This window comes from Streptomyces graminilatus, assembly GCF_001418565.1.
GTDB lineage: Bacteria > Actinomycetota > Actinomycetes > Streptomycetales > Streptomycetaceae > Streptomyces > Streptomyces graminilatus.
Map to the genome: position 1 here is coordinate 45697 of NZ_LIQQ01000009.1, position 21135 is coordinate 66831.

Genomic DNA, 21135 nt, shown 5'->3' on the forward strand with positions numbered 1-21135 from the left:
GCGAGGTCGTCAAAATCCCCCTGAATGCCGTCGTACGGCCGGATTGGCGGCGGGTGCATTGCCACCTCGGCCTATTCTTTCCAGAAAAGTATTACTTGCCATAGTGGAAAGTAAGTGCAAGGATCGCCACAGGACGACGACCCTGATGTTCGGAGGACCTGATGCCCGGCACCCCTGCTCTCGACGCCGCTGCCGCGCTGCGTGCTGCCGAGGCGGCGCACGACGCGGCTGCCCGGCCAGGTGTCGTCCCGCCGGCCTGGTATCCGGCCGTCAACGGCGGGCTGATGGCCGCCGGGCTAACCCTGATCGGCCTCCGGTGGGCCGTCCCCGACTCGTGGCTGTCCGTCGCGCTGCCGCTGGTGGGAGCCCTGCTGGTGGCTGCCCAGGTCGTGCTTGCCCGGCGCTTCGAGCACCGGCCGGGCATCATCCAGGCCTATCCACGCCATACGGGCCGACGACAGGTGACGCTGACCTACGCGGGTGTGCTCGTCGTGGCCGCGGGCGCGGGCGGGTTCTTCGGGCTGGCGGGGCTGTACATCGGCGGCGGGATCAGCGGCGGGCTGGCCAACTGGTGGCTGCTGACCCGCGAGCGGGCGGGAGACGCCCGGCCATGAGAGGCGAAGAGCGGGTGTCCCCCGCGTTGGACGAGCGCATCCATCACCCCACCCGGCTCGCGGTCATGGCGTTCCTCTCCGGGTGCACCGAGGCCGAGTTCCGTGCCGTCCGCGAGGGGTGCGGGATCTCGGACTCGGTGCTGAGCAAGGTGGTCGGCGCGCTGGAGGCCGCGGAGTACGTCAAGGTGCGCAAGGGGTACGTGGGCAAGCGCCCGCGTACCTGGTTGCGGCTGAGCCCGGAGGGCCGCCGTGCCCTTCTCGCCCACCTCGTGGCCCTGCGTGACCTCGCCGCCCAGGCGGCGGCCCTGGGCGCAGCGGCCGAAGAGGCCTCGGCGGCGGAGGCATAGTCCTTGGCCACCGGAAAGACGGTACGTGGGCCCAGGGCATTGGTCCCGCCGCGTCCGCCCCGACTGCCGCGCCCGTTCGGGGCGGGACGCGGGCCGAGTGTCACTCCTTGCGGATGAAGTCCGGCCAGCAAATGAGCGGTCGGCCTTCCGCAGGAACTAGGCATGAGCAGATTGAGCAGCGTCGTCCTGCCCGCCCCGGACGCTCCCACCACGGCGACGGTCTGCCCCGGTGGCACGGAGAAGGAGATCCCCTCCAGGAGTGGGGCGGACTCGTCGTAGCGGAAGGACACGTCCTCGAAGGCGATCCCACCGCGTACGTCGGTGGCTGGAACGCTCGGCAGGGCATCCTGCGGTTGTTCCTCCTCCTCCAGGAACTCCAGCACCCGGCGCGCGGACGCAGCCCCGGACTGCACCAGGCTGGTCAGCGTCGCCATCTGTGTCAGGGGCTGGCTGAACTGCCGTGCGTACTGGACGAAGGCCTGCGCATCGCCCAGCGAGAGCGAACCCGACGCCACCCGCAGACAGCCGACGACGGCGACGAGTACGTAGTTGACGTTGGAGGCGAAGACGGTGGCCGACTGGATCACCCCGGACGCGACCTGGGCCTTGAAAGCGGCCGTGCTCAGTGCGGCATTCTCCGCGTGGAAGTCCCGAAGCGCGCGCTCTTCCTGCGCGTACACCTTCACCAGGGCGTGTCCGGTGTAGGTCTCCTCGACGTGCGCGCTCAGCCGGCCCGTGTGAGGGCGGAAAACAGCGGCGCACCCCGGATGGGATTCCGGGGTGCGCCGCCGAATGGGGTGCGGTGGAAAGGATGGTGCGCGGTCAGCCTGTGAAGCCCTGGTCATCCAGCGCCTTCTCGATGCGTGCGCGGTGGTTGGCCTCCCAGGCGTCGAGGGACTCCTCGGCTTCCTTGGCGAGCTTCGCCCGCGCGGTCGCGAGGATCTCCTCCTGGCGGGCGGCGGGGGTGACGACGATGCCCTCCTCGTCGGCGACCACGATGTCGCCCGGGTGCACCAGCACACCGCCGACGCGCGCCGGCTCACCGAGCGAACCGATCTTTTTCTTGGTGCCGGGGATGGGGATGACACCGCGGGAGAAGACCGGGAAGCCGGCCTCGCGCACCTCGGCCAGGTCGCGGATGACGCCGTCGACCACGAAGGCCGCGACACCCCGGCGCTGGGCCACCGCGCACACGTTGCCGCCGGCCAGCGCGTAGTCCACGTCGCCCGACTCCACGACGATGACCGAGCCCGCCTCGGCGCGGTAGATCGCGGTGTGCAGCATCAGGTTGTCGCCGGGCTCGCACCGCACGGTGTACGCGGGTCCGGCGACGCGCGGCGAGTCCCACAGCGGACGGATGCCGATGTCCATGACCTGCTCGCGGCCCAGCAGGTCGGCGAGGGTGGTGGGGGGAACGTCCTTGAATGCGTTGTCCATTGCTTCCTCTGTTCGGTCAGCGGCGGGCGGCCGCGTCCTTCTCCGGGCCGTAGAAGCGCTGGTCCCAGTGGGCGGCGCCGTCGGCGGTCGACAGTACGGTGCCCTCGTCGCCGACGACCCATGAGTCCCGCTCGGAGAGAACCCGCACGTTCCACAGGGACATGCCCGTGCCAGTGGTGCCGACCTGCCAGATGGTGCCGCTGTCGTACGAGGTCATGACGGTGTCGCTGCGGCCGATCACGCAGCCGAGCCGGCCGTCGGGCGAGAAGTGCACGGCGGTGAAGTTCTGCCGGGTCGGGCTCTCACGGCGCTTCCAGGTGCGGCCGCCGTCCCGGGTGCCCAGGACGGTGCCGCCGGGCGGGAGTCCTTCGGTCGCCGGCGTCCAACGGGCCCTGGCTGAGCAGGCCGAGTACGAGGCGTACCGGTCGGGGCGTACCGGCTCGGCGTGGCCTGCGCGTCCCCTGTGTCGTCGGGTCTCCTCATCGTCCGGTCCCGATGGCCTGTGCGGGGTGGGTGCGCAGTGCCAGGCGGGTCGTGAACAGCACCGTGACCAGGCCGAAAGCGGTTGTCCCGCCGAGTACGGCGAGTACATGGCCGGCGGAGACCGCCGGTACCGCTGAACCCGTCAGGGCCAGGGCGATCGGAACGAGTACGGCGGCGCAGACCAGACTTCCCAGTGCCACCGCCAGAGTGACGGTGATGCCTGCTTCCCAGAGCATGATCCGCGTGACGTGGCGACGGGTGGCCCCGATCAGCCGGAGCATGGCGAACTCCTGTGTCCGTTCCATGGTGGACATCGTGAGGGTGTTGGCGACGGCGATCGCGGTGAAGGCGGCGATCATGCCGAGCAGAAGGAGGGAGAGCGAGTTCGAGGATTCCTGGCGGGCGTGTCGTGCCTCGTCGTACGCGGCTCGGGGGATGGGGTCGGCCATCGGGTACTGGGCGGTGAGGGCTTGGAGTGCCTTCTGGACCGCGTTGTCGTCCGCCGTGGGGGAGGTGCGCAGCAGCACGGTGTCGTCCAGCGGATCGGTGGAGTGCCGTTCGGCGAGTTCGCGGGGCAGCACCAGGTCGGCGAAACCCTTGTCGCGGGCGTACAGGGCGACGACGCGTGCGTCCGACCGGGTGCCGTCCTCCCAGTCGACACCGACCGTGTCCCCCACCCTCACGCCGAGGGATTCGGCTCGGCGTTCCCCCAGAGCGACCGTGTCCCGGCGCAGCCGGGCGAGAGAGCCCGCCCTGATGTCCAGGTCGAGGAGGGTCGGCAGCGTCTCTTCGTCCACGGCGTAACCCTGGCCGCCGTGAGTCTGTGTGTCCCCCTCGTGCCGGGAGGTGAGCGTGGTGCTGACCGGCATGAGTCCGGTGACCGCTTGGACACCGGGAATCCGGCTGGCCTCGGCCGCGTAGTCGGCGGGCAGCCCGATCCCGGAGCTCCGGACCACGTGGTCGGCTCGGAGCCGTTGGCTGTTCTGGGTCTCGGCGGCCCGCGTCTTCAGTTCGGGCACCGCCAGCAGCGTGCCGGAGAAGGAGATGGCCAGGACGAGAGGGGTCACCGCGGCGGCCAGCCGACGGTACTGGGCACGGGTCCCCGCGCTTGCGAGGAAGCCCGCCACGGGGAAGAGACGGGCGATCGGCGCCCCGAGCACGGTGCTGCCGACGCGCGCGGCCAGCGGACCGAGCAGGGCCACACCCAACATGAGCACCATGACGAGGCTGTCCGCCGCGCCTGTGTCCTGCGAGCCGCGGCCGCGGGCGACCGGTGCCAGTGCGACGGCCGCGATCACCAGAACGACGATCCCCGCCAGGGACCGGATCAGCCCCGTACGCGGTGGCGGCGTGGAGGCCTCACGCAGCACCTGGGTGGGATGGACGCGCGACGCCCGACGAGCGGAGACCGCCACCGCGAGCTGAGCCGCCGTGACGACGAGCGCCACAACCGTCAGGAGGGTCGTGGGGCCGACGTGCAGCGGGAAGTACTCCGGGATCAGGCCCCGGTCGGCCAGAACGGCGCGCAGCAGAGCGGCCAGCGCGATTCCGGCTGGGCATCCGACGGCGCACGCGGCCAACGAGACAAGCAAGGTCTCGGAGGCGATCATCCGTCGTATCTGCCTGGGTGTGGCGGCGATCGCCCTCAGTGTGCCGATCTCCCCCATGCGCTGCTGCACCGACAACGCGAGGGTGGCGGCGACCACGAACAGTGCGACGAAGAGAGAGATCGCGCCGAACGTGCCGGCGAAGGAGCCCAGTGCCTCACCCGGGTCCGGACTGTCCGCGAACTCGAACTCGCCCCGCTGATCGCCCGTCAGCACATCGGACGCGTACAGCTCGCCGGCCTGGTCCGAGGCGTTGGAGGCGTCGGAGGCGTCGGCGGAATAGAGGGTCTCGATGGCCTGCCGTGCCTGCTCGGCGAGTTCGGCCGCGGATACCCCGGACCTGGCGCGCACACCGATGGCGTCGACCGGTTGCTTTCCGCCGGCGAGTCGGACAGCCTGCCGCGGGGAGAAGAACAAGGCGGCCTGGCGGGTCGGGACGAGAGGTGACCTGGCCACACCGACCACCATGTACACACTGGGCGGGCCGGTCGTGGCCAGTTTCAGCCGGCTCCCTGGTCGAGCGCCTGCCCGGTCGGCCAGCGAGGAGTCGAGGACCACCTCGTCATCGGTGGCCGGCGGCCTGCCTGCTTCGAGGGTGTACGGAGCCAGCGCCGCGCTGTCCCACGCATGCCCCAGCGAAGGCCCGCCCTCCGGGCCGCCGACGATCTCACGCCCGTCGGTGATCACCACGGCGGGAAACGAGACCTCCGCGGTCACCTTTTCGGCCCCGGGCAGCGCCCGCAGCCGTCGCAGGACCCGCTCCGCGGGAGTGATGCGCTGCTGCCCGGCGATCACGACGTCGGCCGCCGCGTACCGTTCGGTCGGCGCGCCCGACCTCAACGCTGATTCCAGCAGCACTCCGCACGCCGTGATCAGGACGAACGCCAGGGCCAGAGCGGTGAAGGCGCCGACGAATCCCGCTTTGCGCGCACGCAGGGTGAGCCACGCCAGTCGTAACACCCCGGTCACCTGTTCCCGAGCTGGGCCATGCGTTCGGCCACCGTGTCCGGCGTGGGCGACGGGAGTGAGCCCGCGAGCTGTCCGTCCGCCAGGAAGAGCACGAGATCAGCGTAGGAAGCGGCTACCGGATCGTGCGTGACCATGATGAGCGTCTGCTGCAGAGACCGCACCGATTCCTGCAGGAGCAGGAGGATCTCGCGACCTGTCGTGCTGTCCAGGGCGCCGGTCGGCTCGTCGGCGAAGACCACTTCCGGCCTGGTGACCAGGGCTCGGGCAATGGCGACCCGTTGCTGCTGGCCGCCGGAGAGCTCCGACGGACGGTGCGTGACGCGGGTTTCGAGCCCTGTCCGCTTCAGGATGCGAGCCAGCCACTCGCGGTCGGTTCGACGGCGGGAGAGCCTCAGGGGCAGTGTGATGTTCTGTTCCACCGTGAGGGAGGGAAGCAGATTGAACGCCTGGAAGACGAACCCGATCCGCTCCCGTCGTAAGACCGTGAGGGCGTTCTCGTCCAACCCGCCGATGTCCGCTCCTGCCAACCGCACATGGCCGGATGTCGGCCGGTCCAGTCCGGCCGCGCAGTGCAGAAAGGTGCTCTTGCCCGATCCGGAGGGCCCCATCACCGCGGTGAAGCTGCCCTTCGCGAACGACATCGAGACGTCGCGCAGGGCTTGCACCGCGGCGGCCCCCTTCCCGTACGTCTTGCTCACCGCGTCCAGCCGGACGGTCGCCTCCGGCGAGGCCGCCGAGGTTCCTGGGCCGTGCCCACGCATCGGTCCTGGGTCTTGAGCGGACACTTGGTTCTCTCCTGTCTGTACTGGCCGGGCCGCCGTGCCGTGCGGCACGGCGGCCCGGCCCCTTTCGGGCTCGGAGCATGCAGCGTTGAGGCCGTGATGGGGGGTCGGGGACAGGCCATCGAGGGTCCGGACGGCAACCTCGTCCCCGACCGCAGGGATCCTGCTTTCCACGTTCCGTCCTGGGTCACGCCTCCTGATTTCCTCAAACCGCACCTTGTGGCCGCAACAACGCCAGCGTCGCGGACATCCCCTGCAAATTGAAATGTGCGTGTTGAGGGCTATTTGAGGCTGTGCATGTAATGCGCGGGTCGGAGTTGCACTCTCTGGTGGCGGCTGCGCGCCTGCGATGTTCAAAAGTGGCTCTGAGCTGTGGTTTTCTTATGCGCTGCTGAATTGCTGGACATCACCCTGCCCGCCCGACGCATACGGCTGCGCCGCCTCCAGGATGGTTTGGGGCAAGGCTTCCGGCGGCACTCGGGCCGCCGGAGCGTGCCGTTGCCCGCACCTCACCCCACCTTGGTGTCCACGGCCTCGATGGGCGAGACCGCGCGGCCGATCGTGACCGGCGGAGGCTGGAGTTCATCCACGCAACCTCTGCCGTGCCGGCGAACCGTCCTCCGCAGAAGAGGGGATGGTTGGGTGAGTGCATGACAAAAGAGGCTTAAGTTCTGAAGCTTGGAGAAATCGCCAAGTGAACGTGAAGTAATTCACGCACAACTTCCCTCGATTGGTGAATCTTGTAGATTTTGTCTGCTTGTGAGTCTCTGGTTAACAGGGTGGCGGCGCCCGTATGTTGCGATCCGACCTCTTGACCGAAGATGACCAGCCATAGCCCAACGTGGCTTGGCGGGGGAGTAGTTCACATATGAATACGTACGGGGGAAGGCGTCGGCTGCGCACAGTCGGCGCGGTGCTCGCCGCCGCCTTGGCGTTGGCGGCGAGCACATCCGATGGCGCCATGGCGGTGACCGGCGAGAGGGCGGACACCTCGGCCGTCGATACCGCCAAGACCGCCGGGACCACTGAAACGAGTGGGCCGGCTACGGCCTCAGGAGACCAAGGAGCGGGCGAGGACGCCAAGGCGCTGGCCCAGGCGGCTCGTACCGGCAAGTTGGTGGAGATCACCTCATTGCGCGGTGAGAGCAGCGAGGTGTACGCCACTCCGGAGGGGCACTTGGAGGCCCGGGAGCATCTGCGTCCCGTACGGACCCGGGTGGACGGACAGTGGCGGGACATCGACACGACCCTGGTTCGGGGCTCGAACGGAACCGTGGCGCCCAAGACCACGACGGTCGGGCTGACGTTCTCCGGCGGGGGCTCGGATCCGTTGGTGCGGATGATGAGGAACGGCCGTGAACTGGCGCTGTCCTGGCCCGAGAAGCTGCCTGCCCCGGAGCTGAACGGGAGCACCGTCATCTACCCGGATGTGCTGCCTGGCGTCGATCTGCGGATGACGGCGCAGCAGGACGGCTTCACCCAGCTCTTGGTCGTCAAGTCGGCCGAGGCCGCGGCGAGTGATGAACTGAGCCAGTTGCGGCTGAAGTTGGACGCGGACGGCATGCGGGTGAAGGAGACCGCGGGCGGCGGACTGGCGGCGATCGACGAGGGCGCCGGAAGCGCTGTGTTCGAGGCACCCCGCCCCGTGATGTGGGACTCCAGCACCCAGGTATCCGAGACCGCGGCGAAGTCCACGGCCAAGGCCACGGCCAAGGCCACGGCCAAGGCCACGGCCAAGGCCACGGCCAAGGCCACGGCCAAGGCCACGGCCAAGGCCACGGCCAAGGCCACGGCCAAGGCCACGGCCAGGGCCACGGCCCAGACCACGGTCAAGACCACGGCCAAAATCACCGCCAACGCCGCAGCCACAGGAACCGCCACGGGAGACGGGGGCGAACCGGGTGCCCCCGAAGCCACCGCCGCCGAGTCGGGAAACGTCGCGCCGGTCGGCGTGGACGTCCCAGCCGCGCAGGACGCGCTGGTGCTGACACCGGACAGCCGCGTGCTCACGGGCAAGGACACGGTGTACCCCGTGTTCATCGACCCCCAGTGGTACTCCCCGAAGGCCTCGGCGTGGACGATGGCCTCCAAGTTCTGGGCGTCGTCGCCGCAGTGGAAGTTCAACGGTGACCCGGACGCGGGCCTCGGCTACTGCAACTGGTCCTACTGCGCGCCGAACGACACCAAGCGGCTCTTCTACCGAATCCCGACTTCGAGGTTCGCCGGCCGGGACGTGCTCAACGCGGAGTTCGTGGTCCGCAACACCTGGTCGGCGTCCTGCTCGGCTCGGAGCGTCGAGCTGTGGCGTACCAAGGACATCTCCTCGTCGACGACCTGGAACTCGCAGAACGCGGACGGCTTCTGGATCGACCGTCTCAAGACGGAGTCCTTCGCCTACGGATTCACCGGCTGCGCCGCGAAGGACGCGGAGTTCGACGTGAAGTCCGCGGTGCAGCTGGCGGCGGACAAGAAGTGGTCGACGATGACCTTCGGTCTGAAGGCGGCGAGCGAGACCGACGAGTACGCCTGGAAGCGGTTCTCCGACGACGCCTATCTGCGCGTGCGGTACAACCGCCCGCCGCCCCAGCTCAAGATGTCCCAGCTGACCATGGAGTACGGCGGAATCTGCAAGAAGCCCGCCAGTGCCCCGCGGGTACGCACCCGGGGCAAGATCTACGCCAACGACGTCACCGACCCCGACGGCGACAACGTCTCCGTCGAGTTCTGGGCGAGCTGGGACACCGGTGACGGCAAGGGCGTGATCACCCGCTGGAAGTCCGGTCGGACGTCGGTGAAGAAGTCCGGCTCGGACTTCGCGATCACCCTGCCGTCGTCCATCCCCGCCAACAAGACAGTGAACTGGTACGTCCGTTCCAACGACGGCGGGCAGTGGTCGCCGTGGTCGTCCGCGGGCGACGCGACCGGCTGCTACTTCGTGTACGACACCAGCGTGCCCAAGGCCCCGACCATCTCCTCCGTCCTGTACCCGGCCGCGAACTCCGAGGACCCCGACGACCCCTGGTACGACGGAGTGGGCCAGTACGGCTACTTCGTGATCACCGGTGCCGTCAGCGACGTGACGAAGTACTGGTACGGAGTCAACGGTGACCCGGTTTCCGCCAACACGGTCACCACCTCGGCGGGAGCGGCCAGGACCGTGCCCGTACTGCCGCTCAAACCGGGGCTCAACACCTTCACGGCGCGTTCCTTCGACGCGGCCGGCAACGGCTCCGAGCCCTATACCTACCAGTTCCGGGTCAAGCCGGGGCAGTTGGAGCGTGCCGACTGGTCGATGGACGAGGCGGCCGGAGCCACCCAGGCGGTGGGCAGCGCGTCCGAGGAGCCCGCGGTCACGCACGGCGGTCCGACGCCGAACGTGCCGGGCAGATTCGGCAAGGCCGTGCGGTTCGACGGCGTCGACGACTACGCCGACACCGACCTCGCGACCGTCAACACCGATGTCAGCTTCTCGGTGTCGGCGTGGGTGAAGCTGTCGGCGATGCCGTCGGGGCCGGCGATCGTGGCCTCGCAGCGGGGCAACAACCAGCCGGGCTTCGAGCTGTACTACTCCAAGGGCTACGACCGCTGGGTGTTCAACCAGTACAGCTCCGACACCGCGTCCGGGACTCCGGTGCGGGCCATGTCGTCCGCCGCGGGCGGCGTCAAGGTCGACGAGTGGACGCATCTGGTCGGCGTCTACTCCCTGGCCGAGAAGCAGCTGAAGCTGTACGTCAACGGGACCCTGGTCGGGACCACTGCCTACACCACGCCGTGGAACGGCCGGCGTGGCATGGTCATCGGGGCCAGCACCCCGGGCGGCATCCCCACGTCGTTCTTCCCTGGCGCCATCGACGAGGTGAAGACCTTCGAGAAGCCCCTGACGGCGGCCGAGGTGTCGAGCCTCTACACCTCGAACACGAGCGGCGGCCGTCCGGCCCGGATGGTCTTCCACATGGACGACCCGGCCGACGCGACCCAGCTGAGCGCGCGGGCCGACGTGAGCCCAGCGGTCCTCAAGGGCGGCGCCGTGACGGGCGCGGACGGCGTGGACGGCAACGCGCTGACCCTGGACGGGACCGACGACTACGCCACCACGGGCAGCCCGCAGGTCAACACCACGTACAGCTTCGCCATCGCGGCCTGGGTGAAGCTGCCGAAGACCAAGCCCACGCACGCGGCGGCCGTCGCCGCGCAGATCGGCAACGTGGTGACAGGACCGGCGCTGTACTACTCCAGCTCCTACGACCGCTGGGTGTTCAACCAGAACAGCGCCGACACCACCGACTCCACCGTGGTGCGTGCCCTGCAGCCCGAGGGCACCACCGCGCGCGGCGGTGAATGGACACACCTGGTCGGCGTGCAGGACACCGTCGCCGACAAGCTGTCCCTGTACGTCAACGGCACCCTGGCCGGGACCACCGCCCTGTCCTCGACCTGGTCCGCCGGGGGCGCGTTCCAGATCGGCGCCGGCGCGTTCCAGGGGGCGCCCACCTTGTTCTTCCCCGGCCAGATCGACGACGTACGACTGTTCGACCGGCCGGTGTCCGCCGGTGAGGTGCAGCAACTGTTCAAGCAGCGCGCGCTGGTCAAGGGCCGCTGGAAGTTCGAGACGGCCACCGGTACCCCGGCGACCTCGCCCGACGCGTCGTCGGCCGGCAACGCCATGACCCTTTTCAACGGTGCGCAGATCGGCTCGGGCTGGGTCGACGGTGCCGTCTCCCTCGACGGCACGAACGACTACGCCGCGGCCTCCGTGGTGCCGGTCGACACCAGCGCCAGCTTCACCGTCAGCGCCTTCGTCCAGACCGCCGCCGTCCCGACGAGCCCGGTCACCGTGATGAGCGCGCCCGGGACCAGGAAGAGCGCGTTCGCGGTGCGCTACGAACCCAGCGCCACCCCGTCCACCGATCAGGGCCGCTGGCGGATCGTCACATCCGACTCCGACAGCGACACCGCCACCACCTCCGACGTCGGCAACGGCATGTTCTACAGCCCCACCGACTGGAACAACGTGGCAATCGTCTACGACGGTTTCGCCAAGGAGATCCGTCTCTACGTCAACGGCGAGCTCCAGGAGACCGCCTGCGCCGACGCCGACGACGACGGGGTGAAGGACGACGCGAGCTGCGCCGACATCGTCTCGTGGGCCGACGACGTACTGACGTACAAGGCCACGAAGACCCTCCAGCTGGGCCGGGACACGACCGGGACCACGTCAGGTCAGTACTTCCCGGGTTCGCTCTCCGACGTCTGGGTCTTCCAGGGCGCGTTGACCGAGACCCAGATCGATCACCTCGCCGTCGGCATGCCGGGCGTGGAGACCGCTGTCCCCAGCGGCGACTGATCGGTCCAGCCACGGGGAACGGGCCGGCCGCCACCTGCGGTCGGCCCGTTCCCCGCCCACCTGCTTCGCTCCGCCGCGCGCGGTATCCCGCCGCCCGCGGAGCACTCGACGGGAGGAAGACAGACCCCATGAAGACCATGAAGACCAGAACACGAGCAAGAACAGGCAGGCCCTGGCGCCGGGTGGCGATGGCCACGGCCACCGTGCTGACCGCGACCCTGCTCCAGGCGTCGGGCGTGCCCGCCGTCGCGCAGGGGTGGGTGAAGCCCGGACTGCCGCAGGCCGAGTCGCCGGTCGCCGGTGGCCCGGCGGGCAAGGCGGTGCCCCGCAGGGTGACGAAGGGGCCCCGCACGCCCGCCAAGGCGCCGGCCGCCGCCTGGCCGAAGGCCACCGCCGTGACGGTGACACTGAGTCAGCGGGCGACCCGGGTCAAGGGGTTGCCGCTCACCCTGGACACGGGTGTCGAACGGTCGAACGACGCGGCCGGCGGCAGCTACACCGTGGGCGCACTGTCCCGCGCGGCGGCGCGGAGGACGGGCGTCGACGGGCCCGTCTTCACAGTGACTCCCCGCCAGGGCGGTGCCCAGCGCGGCGGCCAGGTGCGCGCCGGGCTGGACTACTCCTCGTTCGCGGGCCTGTACGGCGGCGGTTACGCGTCCAGGCTGACCCTCGTCCAGTTGCCCGCGTGTGCCCTGACGACGCCGCAGAAGCAGCAGTGCCGTACGACCCGGCCGGTGGAGACCGTCAACGACACCGACAGAAAGACGCTGACCGCGAAGTCGGTCGCCCTCCGCGCGGGCACGGCGACCGTGCTCGCGGCAGCGGCTTCGGCCGGCGGTGACAAGGGTGACTACAAGGCCACGTCCCTCTCGGCCTCGTCGACCTGGTCCACGGATCAGAGCAGCGGTTCCTTCGCCTGGTCGTACGACATGCCGGTGCCGAAGGTGCCCGGTGGGCTGACCCCGAAGGTCGGGCTGTCGTACTCCTCCGGCGGTGTCGACGGCCGGACCGGGAACACCAACAACCAGGCATCGTGGGTCGGTGACGGCTTCGACCTGTCGCCCGGCTTCATCGAGCGCAGCTACAAGGGGTGCGAGGAGGACGGGGCGACCAACGCAGGCGGGAACAAGCCGGGCGATCTGTGCTGGGCGTACGACAACGCCACCATGTCGCTGAACGGCTCCGGCGGGGAGCTGGTGCCCAACGGCACCAACTCCTGGAAGCTGCAGAACGACGACGGCACGAAGATCGACCGGATCTACGGCTCGACGTCCGACGTGCGGTCCAACGGCGCGCGCAACGACGAGTACTGGCGGGTGACCACCCCCGACGGCACGCGGTACTTCTTCGGCTACAACCGGCTGCCGGGCTGGGCGAGCGGCAACGAGACCACCGACTCGGCGTGGACGGTGCCGGTCTTCGGCAACAACACAGGTGAACCGTGCAACGCCTCCACGTTCGCGGCGTCCTGGTGCCAGCAGGGCTGGCGCTGGAACCTCGACTACGTCGTGGACCGGCACGGCAACGCGACCGCGTACTACTACGACAAGGAGAGCAACTCCTACGGCCGCAACCTCAAGGCCGCCGACGACACCCCGTACGTACGCGGCGGGACGCTGGACCGGATCGAGTACGGGCTGAAGTCCACCGCCATGTACTCGGCGAAGGCACTGGCGAAGGTCGACTTCACCAACAGCGAGCGGTGCATCCCCGACAGCTCGACCACCTGCTCGTCCATCTCCACAGGCGCCCAGTACTGGTACGACACACCGTGGGACCTGAACTGCGAGGCGGCCACCGACTGTGACAACGGCCGCTTCTCCCCGGCGTTCTTCACCCGCAAGCGGCTGACCGGCGTCACCACCCAGGTGCTGGTGTCCGGCGCCTACAGCAAGGTCGACGCCTGGAAACTCACCCACCGGTGGGGCACGGCCGACACCGACTACCAGCTGCTGCTGGACTCCATCCAGCACACCGGCTACGACGGCACGGACTCGATCACCCTGCCGAAGGTCACCCTCGCCTACACCCAGCTCGCCAACCGGCTCGACAAGATCGGCGACGGCTACGCCCCCTACATCAAGTCCCGGCTGTCCAGCGTCGCGGACGAGTCGGGCGGCCAGATCGACGTCGGCTACTCCGCCCCGGTCTGTGACGCGGCAGCCCTGCCCGTCCCGGAGACCAACACCACCCGCTGCTTCCCCCAGTACATCGGCGGCAGCTCCACCGACGACCCGGACCGCCAGTGGTTCAACAAGTACGTGGTGAACACGGTCACCTCGACCGACCGTACCGGCGGCTCGCCCGACCAGGTCACCATGTACGACTACCTGGACGGTGCGGCCTGGCACTACGACGATGACGACGGGATGACCAAGGAGAAGTCCAAGACCTGGTCGCAGTGGCGCGGTTACGGCCACGTACGGGTACGCACCGGTGGCCAGGGCGGCGCCTCGGCGATGAAGTCGCAGACGGACTCGTACTTCCTGCGCGGCATGGACGGCGACCGCAAGACGTCCTCCGGCGGTACCAAGAGCGTCTCGGTCTCCCTCGACCCGGGTGAGGGCGACCCGATCACCGACCACGAGTCGCAGGCCGGCTTCGCCTACAAGACCGTCACCTACTCCGCCCCAGGCGGCAAGGTTCTCTCCAAGTCGGTGACCAGGCCCTGGTACCAGCAGACCGCGAAGAAGGTCCGGACCTGGGGCACCGTCACCGCCAACTTCACCGGGACCGCCTCCTCCAGGTCGTGGACCTCGCTGGACGACGGCGCGGGCGCCAAGTGGCGGACCACCTCGGGTTCCGACACCCACGACCCGGCCACCGGCCTGGTCACCCAGAGCGAGGACCTCGGCGACACGGCGACCGCCGCCGACGACCAGTGCACCCGCACCACCTACGTCTCCGGCGGCGTTCCCGTGGACGCCCCGGTACGGGTCGAGACGGTCGCCAAGGCATGCGACGCCACCACCAGCCGCCCGGCCGACGTCATGTCCGACGTCCGCAGCGCCTACGACGGCGGGGCGTACGGCGCGGCGCCGACCAAGGGTGACGTCACCAGGACCGCCAAACTCAAGAAGTACAGCGGCTCCAGCGCGGTCTACCTGGAGTCCACCTCCACCTATGACGGCTACGGACGGGCGCTGACCACCACCGACCTGACCGCCGACGTCACGGTCACCTCGGCGGGCGTGCTCACCAGGACCGCCCGCGGTGACGGACGGACCACCACCACCGCGTACCTCCCGACCACGGGGTTCTCGACGAGCAGCACGGTGACCACGCCGCCCGCCACACCGGGGGACAGCGCGACCACGCAGACGTCGACGACTGCCTTCGACACGCTGCGCGGGCTGCCGCTCACGGAGACCGACACCAACGGGAAGGCCACCACCTACGCGTACGACGCGCTGGGCCGCACGACCAAGGTGTGGCAGGCGGACCGGACCACGAACCAGACTCCGAGCTTCGAGTTCGGCTACACCGTCACCGACGGCAAGCCGGTCGTGGTCTCCACCAGGACCATCGGCAACTCGGGTGCGCAGGACACCTCGTACGCCTTCTACGACGGCTTCCTGCGAGCCCGGCAGACGCAGGTCCCGGGGCCGAGCGGCGGGACGCTGCTGGCGGACACCTTCTACGACGAACGCGGCCTGACGGCCAAGGAGTTCGCCACCTACTACACCGACACCACCGCTCCCTCCACGACTCTGTTCAAGCCCGAGAACGCGCTGAGCGTGGAGACCCAGAACCGGTACACCTACGACGGCCTGGGCCGGCCGACAGAGGTACGGCAGATCGCCGGCAACGGCGACGGCGGAGCCGTCCTCAACACCACGAAGACGATCTACGGCGGCGACCGCACCACGGTCATCCCGCCGGTGGGCGGCACGGCACAGACCACCGTCACCGACGCCCGCGGCCTCACGACCGAGGTACGCCTCCTGCACTCCCGTGACGCCGACGCCGCCTACGACACCACCTCGTACGGCTACTCGCCGCGCGGTGAGCAGACCAGGGTCACCGACCCGGCGGGCAACGTCTGGACGTGGACGTACGACCTGATGGGCCGACTCACCGACACCACGGACCCCGACAAGGGCGCCAGCCACAGCGAGTACGACGACCGCTCACTGGTGACCTCCACCAAGGACGCCCGTGGCACCGTCCTCGCCGCCCTGTACGACGGTCTGGGCCGCAGGACCGAGCTGCGGGACACCTCCCCGACCGGCACACTGCGGGCCAAGTGGGTCTACGACACGATCAGCGGCGCCGAGGGCCAGCTCGCGTCCAGCTCGCGCTTCAGCGGTGGCCAGGAGTACAGGTCGAGCATCGTCGCCTACGACCGTCTGTACCGGCCGCTGCGCACCTCGGTGACGATTCCGTCGGCCGAAGGGGCGCTGGCAGGCACCTATCTGTCGGCGACCACCTACAACGCGGCGGGCACGGTGCAGGGCGTCGGCTACCCCAAGGCCGGTGACCTGGCCGCCAACACCGTCACCTACACCTACGAGGACGGGACCCTGCGGCCCATCGGGGTCAGCGGCCCGCTGAACCTGACCGGCAGCACCAGCTACAGCCTCACCGGCAAGCCGCTGCAGTACTCGCTGGCCGCGAACGGCGGCAAGACGACGTACGAGACCAACACCTACCAGTGGGGCACCCAGCGGCTGGCCACCTCGCGGGTGGACCGTCAGGACGTCAACGGCGTCGACCAGTTCAACACCTACTCCTACGACCAGGCCGGCAACGTCCTGTCCGTCTCGGACACCTCACGCTCCGGCACCGACAACCAGTGCTTCGGCTACGACCACCTCGGCCGGGTGGCGGAGGCCTGGGCCCAGTCGACCACCGGCTGTGCCACCGCACCCACCACCGGTGTGCTGGGCGGCCCGGCTCCGTACTGGTCCTCCTACACCTACGACAAGGTCGGCAACCGGCTCACCGAGACCCAGCACGGCACCACGACCGGTGCCCCGGACACCAACCGGAGCTACCACTACCCGGATCCGGGAGCGGTCCAGCCGCACACACTGGGCTCGGTGGACACCACCACCGGCACGGTGAAGTCCACCGACAGCTTCACCTATGACGTCGCGGGCAACACCCACACCCGTCTGCTGGGCAACGGCACCTCCCAGACCCTGGACTGGGACGCCGAGGGCCACCTCACCAAGGTCACCCAGCCGGTGGAGGGCGGCAGCGACAAGGTCACCGACTACCTGTACGACGCCGACGGCAACCGCCTGATCGGCCGTACCCCGACGGAGACCACGCTCTACCTGGGCGCCACGGAGATCACCCTGGCCAAGGGCGCCACGGCCGCCAAGGGCACCCGCTACTTCGACCTCGGCGGCGGACACCAGGCCGTCCAGGCCAACGACGGAACCATCTCCTTCACCCTGGCCGACCACCACGGCACCGCCCAACTGTCCGTCAACGCCACCACCCAGGCACTGACCCAGCGCCGCACACTGCCGTTCGGCGGCCTGCGCGGCACCGTGCCGACAACATGGACCGGCACCCGAGGCTTCGTCGGCGGCACCACCGACACGGCAACGGGCCTCACCCACCTCGGCGCCCGCGAGTACGACTCCGCCACGGGCCGTTTCCTGTCGGTCGACCCGGTCTTCACGGCCGGCGACCCACAGCAGATGAACGGCTACACCTACGCCAACAACAACCCGCTGACCTACTCCGACCCGGCGGGCACGGAGATCGGCTCCAAGCCCAACTCCTGCCAGTACGACGTCAAGTTCTGCAGCAAGCACGAGCAGCAGGAAGTCGGCTACGACGCGAAGACCGGCACGTCCGACTACCACCGCGGCAATATCTACAAGCGCGCCCAGGCCGCGAAGAAGAACTGGGTGGCGGTGTACACCCCGGTCACGAACGACATCGACAAGATGGCGGACGATTTCTGGCAGCCCAGGATGAACGGGGAGGCCACGGACGACTTCTGGTACAACCCGATCTACGAGAACTCCCAGAAGGGCCAGGAGGGCACCGCCTGCTACGGGCGTGAGGGATGCCGTCAGGCCTTCCTCTACGTATTTCACGGTGGCGAGGACGTCGCGAAGGCCAAAGAGATCGCGGCGACCTACTGCGTGTACCACGCGGAGGAATGCAACGAGAAGGCCGCAGCCGTCGCCCGTGGCAACGTCATCCGGGACGGTGTGTCCACCCTGCTGCTTGCCTACCTGGGTGGCGCGATGGGTCGGGGAACACCCTGCAATAGTTTCGTATCCGGCACTCAGGTCCTCATGGCCGACGGCACCGCCAAACCTATCGAGGACGTGAGGACCGGAGACAAGATCCTCGCCACAGACCCCAAGACCGGCCGCACCACAGTCAAGACGGTCACCGCCGAGATCACCGGCAAGGGTCTGAAGAACCTGGTCAAGATCACGCTGTCCATCGAGGCCAACGGCAAGAAGCTGACCGCTTCGGTCACCGCGACGGACGGACATCCCTTCTGGGTCCCGGAGCTCGGTGAATGGGTCGCCGCCACCGACTTGGCCGTCGGCGAACAACTCCACCCGTCCACTGGGGCCACGGTCCGGATCACCGCAGTGCAGCGATGGGCTCAGCCAGCCACGGTGCATAACCTCACCGTCGCCGACATTCACACGTACTATGTGCTGGCGGGGACTACGCCGGTATTGGTGCACAATGACGGTGGCGATGATTTCAGCCGGTCGATGAATAAGGCTTTGGAATGGCTGGATTCTCGCGGATTTAAAGCCGAAAAGCCTACGATCGGGAAGTTCGGGACGATCAAGGGTAAGCCGGTCGGCATGCAAACGGCTGATGGCAAGACTGGTTTCAGGATCGAGTTCGATCAGCGAAGCGGAGCTCACATCAACGTGTGGTCCGGGAAAGAGAAGGGCCCGCACTTCAAGTTCAATGCCTCTGAGGCGACGGTAACGAAAATTCAAGCCCTGCACGGGTGCCATTAATGGAGGATTATCGTGGCAGGTAACTATTGGGAAGAGGCGGTATATTCCGTTCCGCCGCTAAGTGCCCTAGAGCGAACAAATGAGTCGACCGCCTTCGATTGGCTTGCTCTCCATTTTGCGTTCGATGGAGGGAAGGTTGATTGGCGCCTGGTGGAAGAGGGGCATACCCACTGGAAGATCGACGATGGGCATTTGCTGACAGCGAGTGCATCCAGGCGGATTTGTGAGCGAATTCGGCCAGGCTCTACAGTCGAACATGTAGGGGACGGGCTCTCGCCCTACGGTGTGCGCTTTTCTGGGAATGATGCCGCGTCGGTTACAGCTGCGCTCCTTGAGATACCAGAGCATCACTACTTCCTGGCAGAGGATCGAGCGTGGATAGTAGTGGTCTCCGCTGAGGGGGACTTGGATATCGTGGATCGAATCAACTCTTAGAGGCAGTCGCACTTCAATCCGGTACCAGAACGATACCGACATCGCCGCGGCGCCGGATTTGGAGCCTTCCTTCCTGAGCGTGCTGTCTGGCGTCTTCGGGAGTAAGTAAGCGGCCGCCCCCATTGGAGACAAATCCGGTGGGGGCGGTTGCGGCTTTCTGTGATACCTGACGGCAGTAATTGACGGAAACGTCAGCGGACAGGTGCTGCGCTGGCCCTACGGAGTCGGGCGTTGAGGTGAGTTGGGTCGGGTGGCTCCCTCGGCCGTGGCTCCTCCTCCGCTCGTCGCTCCGATCGGACGACAGCATTGCTGACAGCCCAGTGACGGGCGCGGCAACAGGCTGTCAACAACCCCGCCCGGTGGACAGCCAGTGGAAACGGCTGAGTGGGGTACGGAGGTGCGCGGCGGAGGAGAGCGCCGCGTACTGATCGTGACATGGGGTGATGGACCAGGTCGCTGAGGATCAGGCGGTGCGAGGAGTTGATCGGCGGGAACAGCCAACCGGCGAGGTCTGCGCCGGCCACGCTGGAAAGGGCCGTCTCTGGAGTGACCTGCGGGGGGACCCGGCAGGAGTACGAAGAGTCTGTGGGAGGCCTGCAATCTCGATGATTCTACTTCTTGCCACCGGTGGGGCCTTCCCGGTGGCCAGCAGGTGGCCGGACGCCTTTGGACGGTGCAGCATCGGGTTGGACGGGTCAACCTGTTGTACGTGCTCTGATCAGGCGTAACGTCACTACACGGCACGGCGGAACACCACGCAACATGATCGCTCACGGTCTCGTAATGCGTAGGTCTCGGGTTCGAATCCCGAAGGCGGCTCTGTGGAAGCCTCAGGACTCACTCGCCGTGACCTGGGGCTTTTGCTTTTACCGGATACGGCGGCGGCGCTGAGCGCGGGCCGCGCGGCGGTCGGCGGTCTCAGTTCTGGTCTCAGTCACGGGTTCTGGCGCCGCTTCGGACGCGGGCATGAAGTGGTCGCCCATGCGGCGCATCGCGTCCTTTGAGAGGTGCGACCGTCCCTTCACGTACCGCCGGGTCTGGCTGATCTGGGTGTGGCGCAGGATCTCCGTGATCGTGGGCATGTCGACCCCGAGTTCGTTGAGGATCGTGCCGGCGGTGTGGCGGCTCCCGTCGTAGAGGCGGCGGTCTGTGATGCCCGCCTCTTCGAGCAGTTCCTTGAACTCCGCCCAGTCGGCACGCGGGTCGAGGGGGCGGCCATCCGGCCGTGTGAAGAGCGCGTCGAACTCCTGCCACGAGTCCCCGGCGGTGGCGCGCATTTCTTCCTGCTGCTCCTTGTGCGCGTGCAAGTAGGGGATGAACGGCGGCGGGATCGGCACAGGGTTCGTGCTCTTCTTGGTCTTCGGACGGGTGAAGACCAGGCCACCCCCCTTTCGATCAGGGCAGGCAGTGGCGTGCCGCCGGCAGTCCTTCGGGCAGGGCTTGGGGCAGCCACGCTTGTAGTTCTTGTGCGTCCGACAGTCCGGGGGACAGGGCTCGAATCGGTGCAGGCGTTCACCGCAGGCGTGAGCGTCCGCGCAGCCGTGGCGCCAAGTGAGGCGCTGAAGCTGCCACTTGGGGTGGAACAACTCGGCTTCGAAGTCGACGTAGGTCCACCGGAGTCCCAGGGTCTCACCTTGCCGGAAGCCCATCCCGACACCCACGCACCAGCGCATGAATGTGGGCCGTTTGGCGGCGGCTTGCAGGAACGCCTTTGCCTGCTCGGTCGTGAACGGGTTCGCCTCCGTCTCGTCGACCGAAGGTGGGTCTACGAGCGTGGCCACGTTCTCGCCGATGATGCGGCGGCGGTGGGCGATTTTCAGGGCGCGGGAGAGGATGCGGTGGACCTTGAGCACGTGGGATGGCGCGTGGCCGTTGTCGAGCATCGTCCGGTACATGCGTTCCAGGTGCTCCGGGGCGAGCTTGTCGAGCCGGTGTTTGCCGATGCTGGGGACGATGTCGTTGCGGGTCTTGGACCAGTAGTCGTCCAGGGAGCGCGGCTTGAGTTTCAGGCTCGCGATGCGAACTCGCTGCTGAGATGCGGCGCCGGTACAGCTCCGAACCAGCGGCGCAGGACTACCTCGGACGGCTTCACTCGCTTGCCGAACAGAAGCCCGGGTTTATGCCCCGCTGAACGAGCTAGCCTCGCGCTTTCATGAAG

At 68.2% G+C, this 21135-nt stretch carries 9 protein-coding genes and 2 pseudogenes; 5 read left to right on the forward strand and 6 right to left on the reverse strand.

Going from position 1 to position 21135, the window contains the following annotated elements:
- Positions 1–161: 161 nt before the first annotated feature.
- Positions 162–614: a hypothetical protein gene (locus AOK08_RS00960; protein WP_055522638.1), complete on the forward strand. Its 453-nt coding sequence runs from the start codon at positions 162–164 to the stop codon at positions 612–614.
- On the forward strand, positions 611–961 hold the full coding sequence (locus AOK08_RS42525; protein ID WP_079053734.1) for a transcriptional regulator: 351 nt from the start codon (positions 611–613) through the stop codon (positions 959–961). The genes AOK08_RS00960 and AOK08_RS42525 overlap by 4 nt, the downstream gene beginning before the upstream one ends.
- Before the next feature lie 206 nt (positions 962–1167).
- On the opposite strand, the pseudogene AOK08_RS42530 reads toward AOK08_RS42525, so the two are convergent.
- The 5 genes and pseudogenes from AOK08_RS42530 to AOK08_RS00985 form a co-directional block, all read right to left on the reverse strand.
- A pseudogene (locus tag AOK08_RS42530) lies at positions 1168–1806 on the reverse strand (ABC transporter transmembrane domain-containing protein); the annotation flags it as partial.
- Positions 1784–2398: an RraA family protein gene (locus AOK08_RS00970; RefSeq protein ID WP_055522642.1), complete on the reverse strand. Its 615-nt coding sequence runs from the start codon at positions 2396–2398 to the stop codon at positions 1784–1786. The pseudogene AOK08_RS42530 and the gene AOK08_RS00970, both read right to left, overlap by 23 nt.
- A 16-nt stretch (positions 2399–2414) precedes the next feature.
- Positions 2415–2672, reverse strand: coding sequence for a beta propeller repeat protein (locus tag AOK08_RS00975; protein WP_055522644.1), 258 nt, complete (start codon positions 2670–2672; stop codon positions 2415–2417).
- Between the two features lie 205 nt (positions 2673–2877).
- Entirely contained in the window at positions 2878–5448 is a 2571-nt protein-coding gene (locus AOK08_RS00980; protein WP_198539064.1) for an ABC transporter permease, read from the reverse strand.
- Between the two features lie 5 nt (positions 5449–5453).
- Entirely contained in the window at positions 5454–6218 is a 765-nt protein-coding gene (locus AOK08_RS00985; protein ID WP_055522649.1) for an ABC transporter ATP-binding protein, read from the reverse strand.
- A 120-nt stretch (positions 6219–6338) separates the two neighbouring features.
- Here AOK08_RS00985 and AOK08_RS49085 point away from each other — a divergent pair, with 120 nt between their 5' ends.
- The 3 genes from AOK08_RS49085 (at position 6339) to AOK08_RS00995 (ending at position 18542) form a co-directional block, all read left to right on the forward strand.
- A complete protein-coding gene (locus AOK08_RS49085) occupies positions 6339–6503 on the forward strand; it encodes a class III lanthionine synthetase LanKC N-terminal domain-containing protein (protein WP_479683309.1) in 165 nt (54 codons plus the stop codon).
- Positions 6504–7107: 604 nt separating this feature from the next.
- The gene (locus tag AOK08_RS00990; protein WP_241826754.1) at positions 7108–11583 is read left to right on the forward strand and encodes a LamG-like jellyroll fold domain-containing protein; all 4476 of its coding nucleotides are present in this window, start codon (positions 7108–7110) and stop codon (positions 11581–11583) included.
- 137 nt (positions 11584–11720) lie between these two features.
- Positions 11721–18542, forward strand: coding sequence for a polymorphic toxin-type HINT domain-containing protein (locus tag AOK08_RS00995; protein WP_079053738.1), 6822 nt, complete (start codon positions 11721–11723; stop codon positions 18540–18542).
- 1301 nt (positions 18543–19843) lie between these two features.
- Here AOK08_RS00995 and AOK08_RS01000 read toward each other — a convergent pair.
- A pseudogene (locus AOK08_RS01000) lies at positions 19844–20995 on the reverse strand (tyrosine-type recombinase/integrase); the annotation flags it as partial.
- Positions 20996–21135: the final 140 nt, after the last annotated feature.

What these genes read in the sequence shown, in the direction of transcription:
- AOK08_RS00960 (WP_055522638.1), top strand. Translation starts at nt 162, where the DNA reads ATGCCCGGCACCCCTGCTCTCGACGCCGCTGCCGCGCTGCGTGCTGCC.
- AOK08_RS42525 (WP_079053734.1), top strand. Translation starts at nt 611, where the DNA reads ATGAGAGGCGAAGAGCGGGTGTCCCCCGCGTTGGACGAGCGCATCCAT.
- AOK08_RS00970 (WP_055522642.1), bottom strand. Translation starts at nt 2,398, where the DNA reads ATGGACAACGCATTCAAGGACGTTCCCCCCACCACCCTCGCCGACCTG.
- AOK08_RS00985 (WP_055522649.1), bottom strand. Translation starts at nt 6,218, where the DNA reads ATGCGTGGGCACGGCCCAGGAACCTCGGCGGCCTCGCCGGAGGCGACC.
- AOK08_RS49085 (WP_479683309.1), top strand. Translation starts at nt 6,339, where the DNA reads ATGGGGGGTCGGGGACAGGCCATCGAGGGTCCGGACGGCAACCTCGTC.
- AOK08_RS00990 (WP_241826754.1), top strand. Translation starts at nt 7,108, where the DNA reads ATGAATACGTACGGGGGAAGGCGTCGGCTGCGCACAGTCGGCGCGGTG.
- AOK08_RS00995 (WP_079053738.1), top strand. Translation starts at nt 11,721, where the DNA reads ATGAAGACCAGAACACGAGCAAGAACAGGCAGGCCCTGGCGCCGGGTG.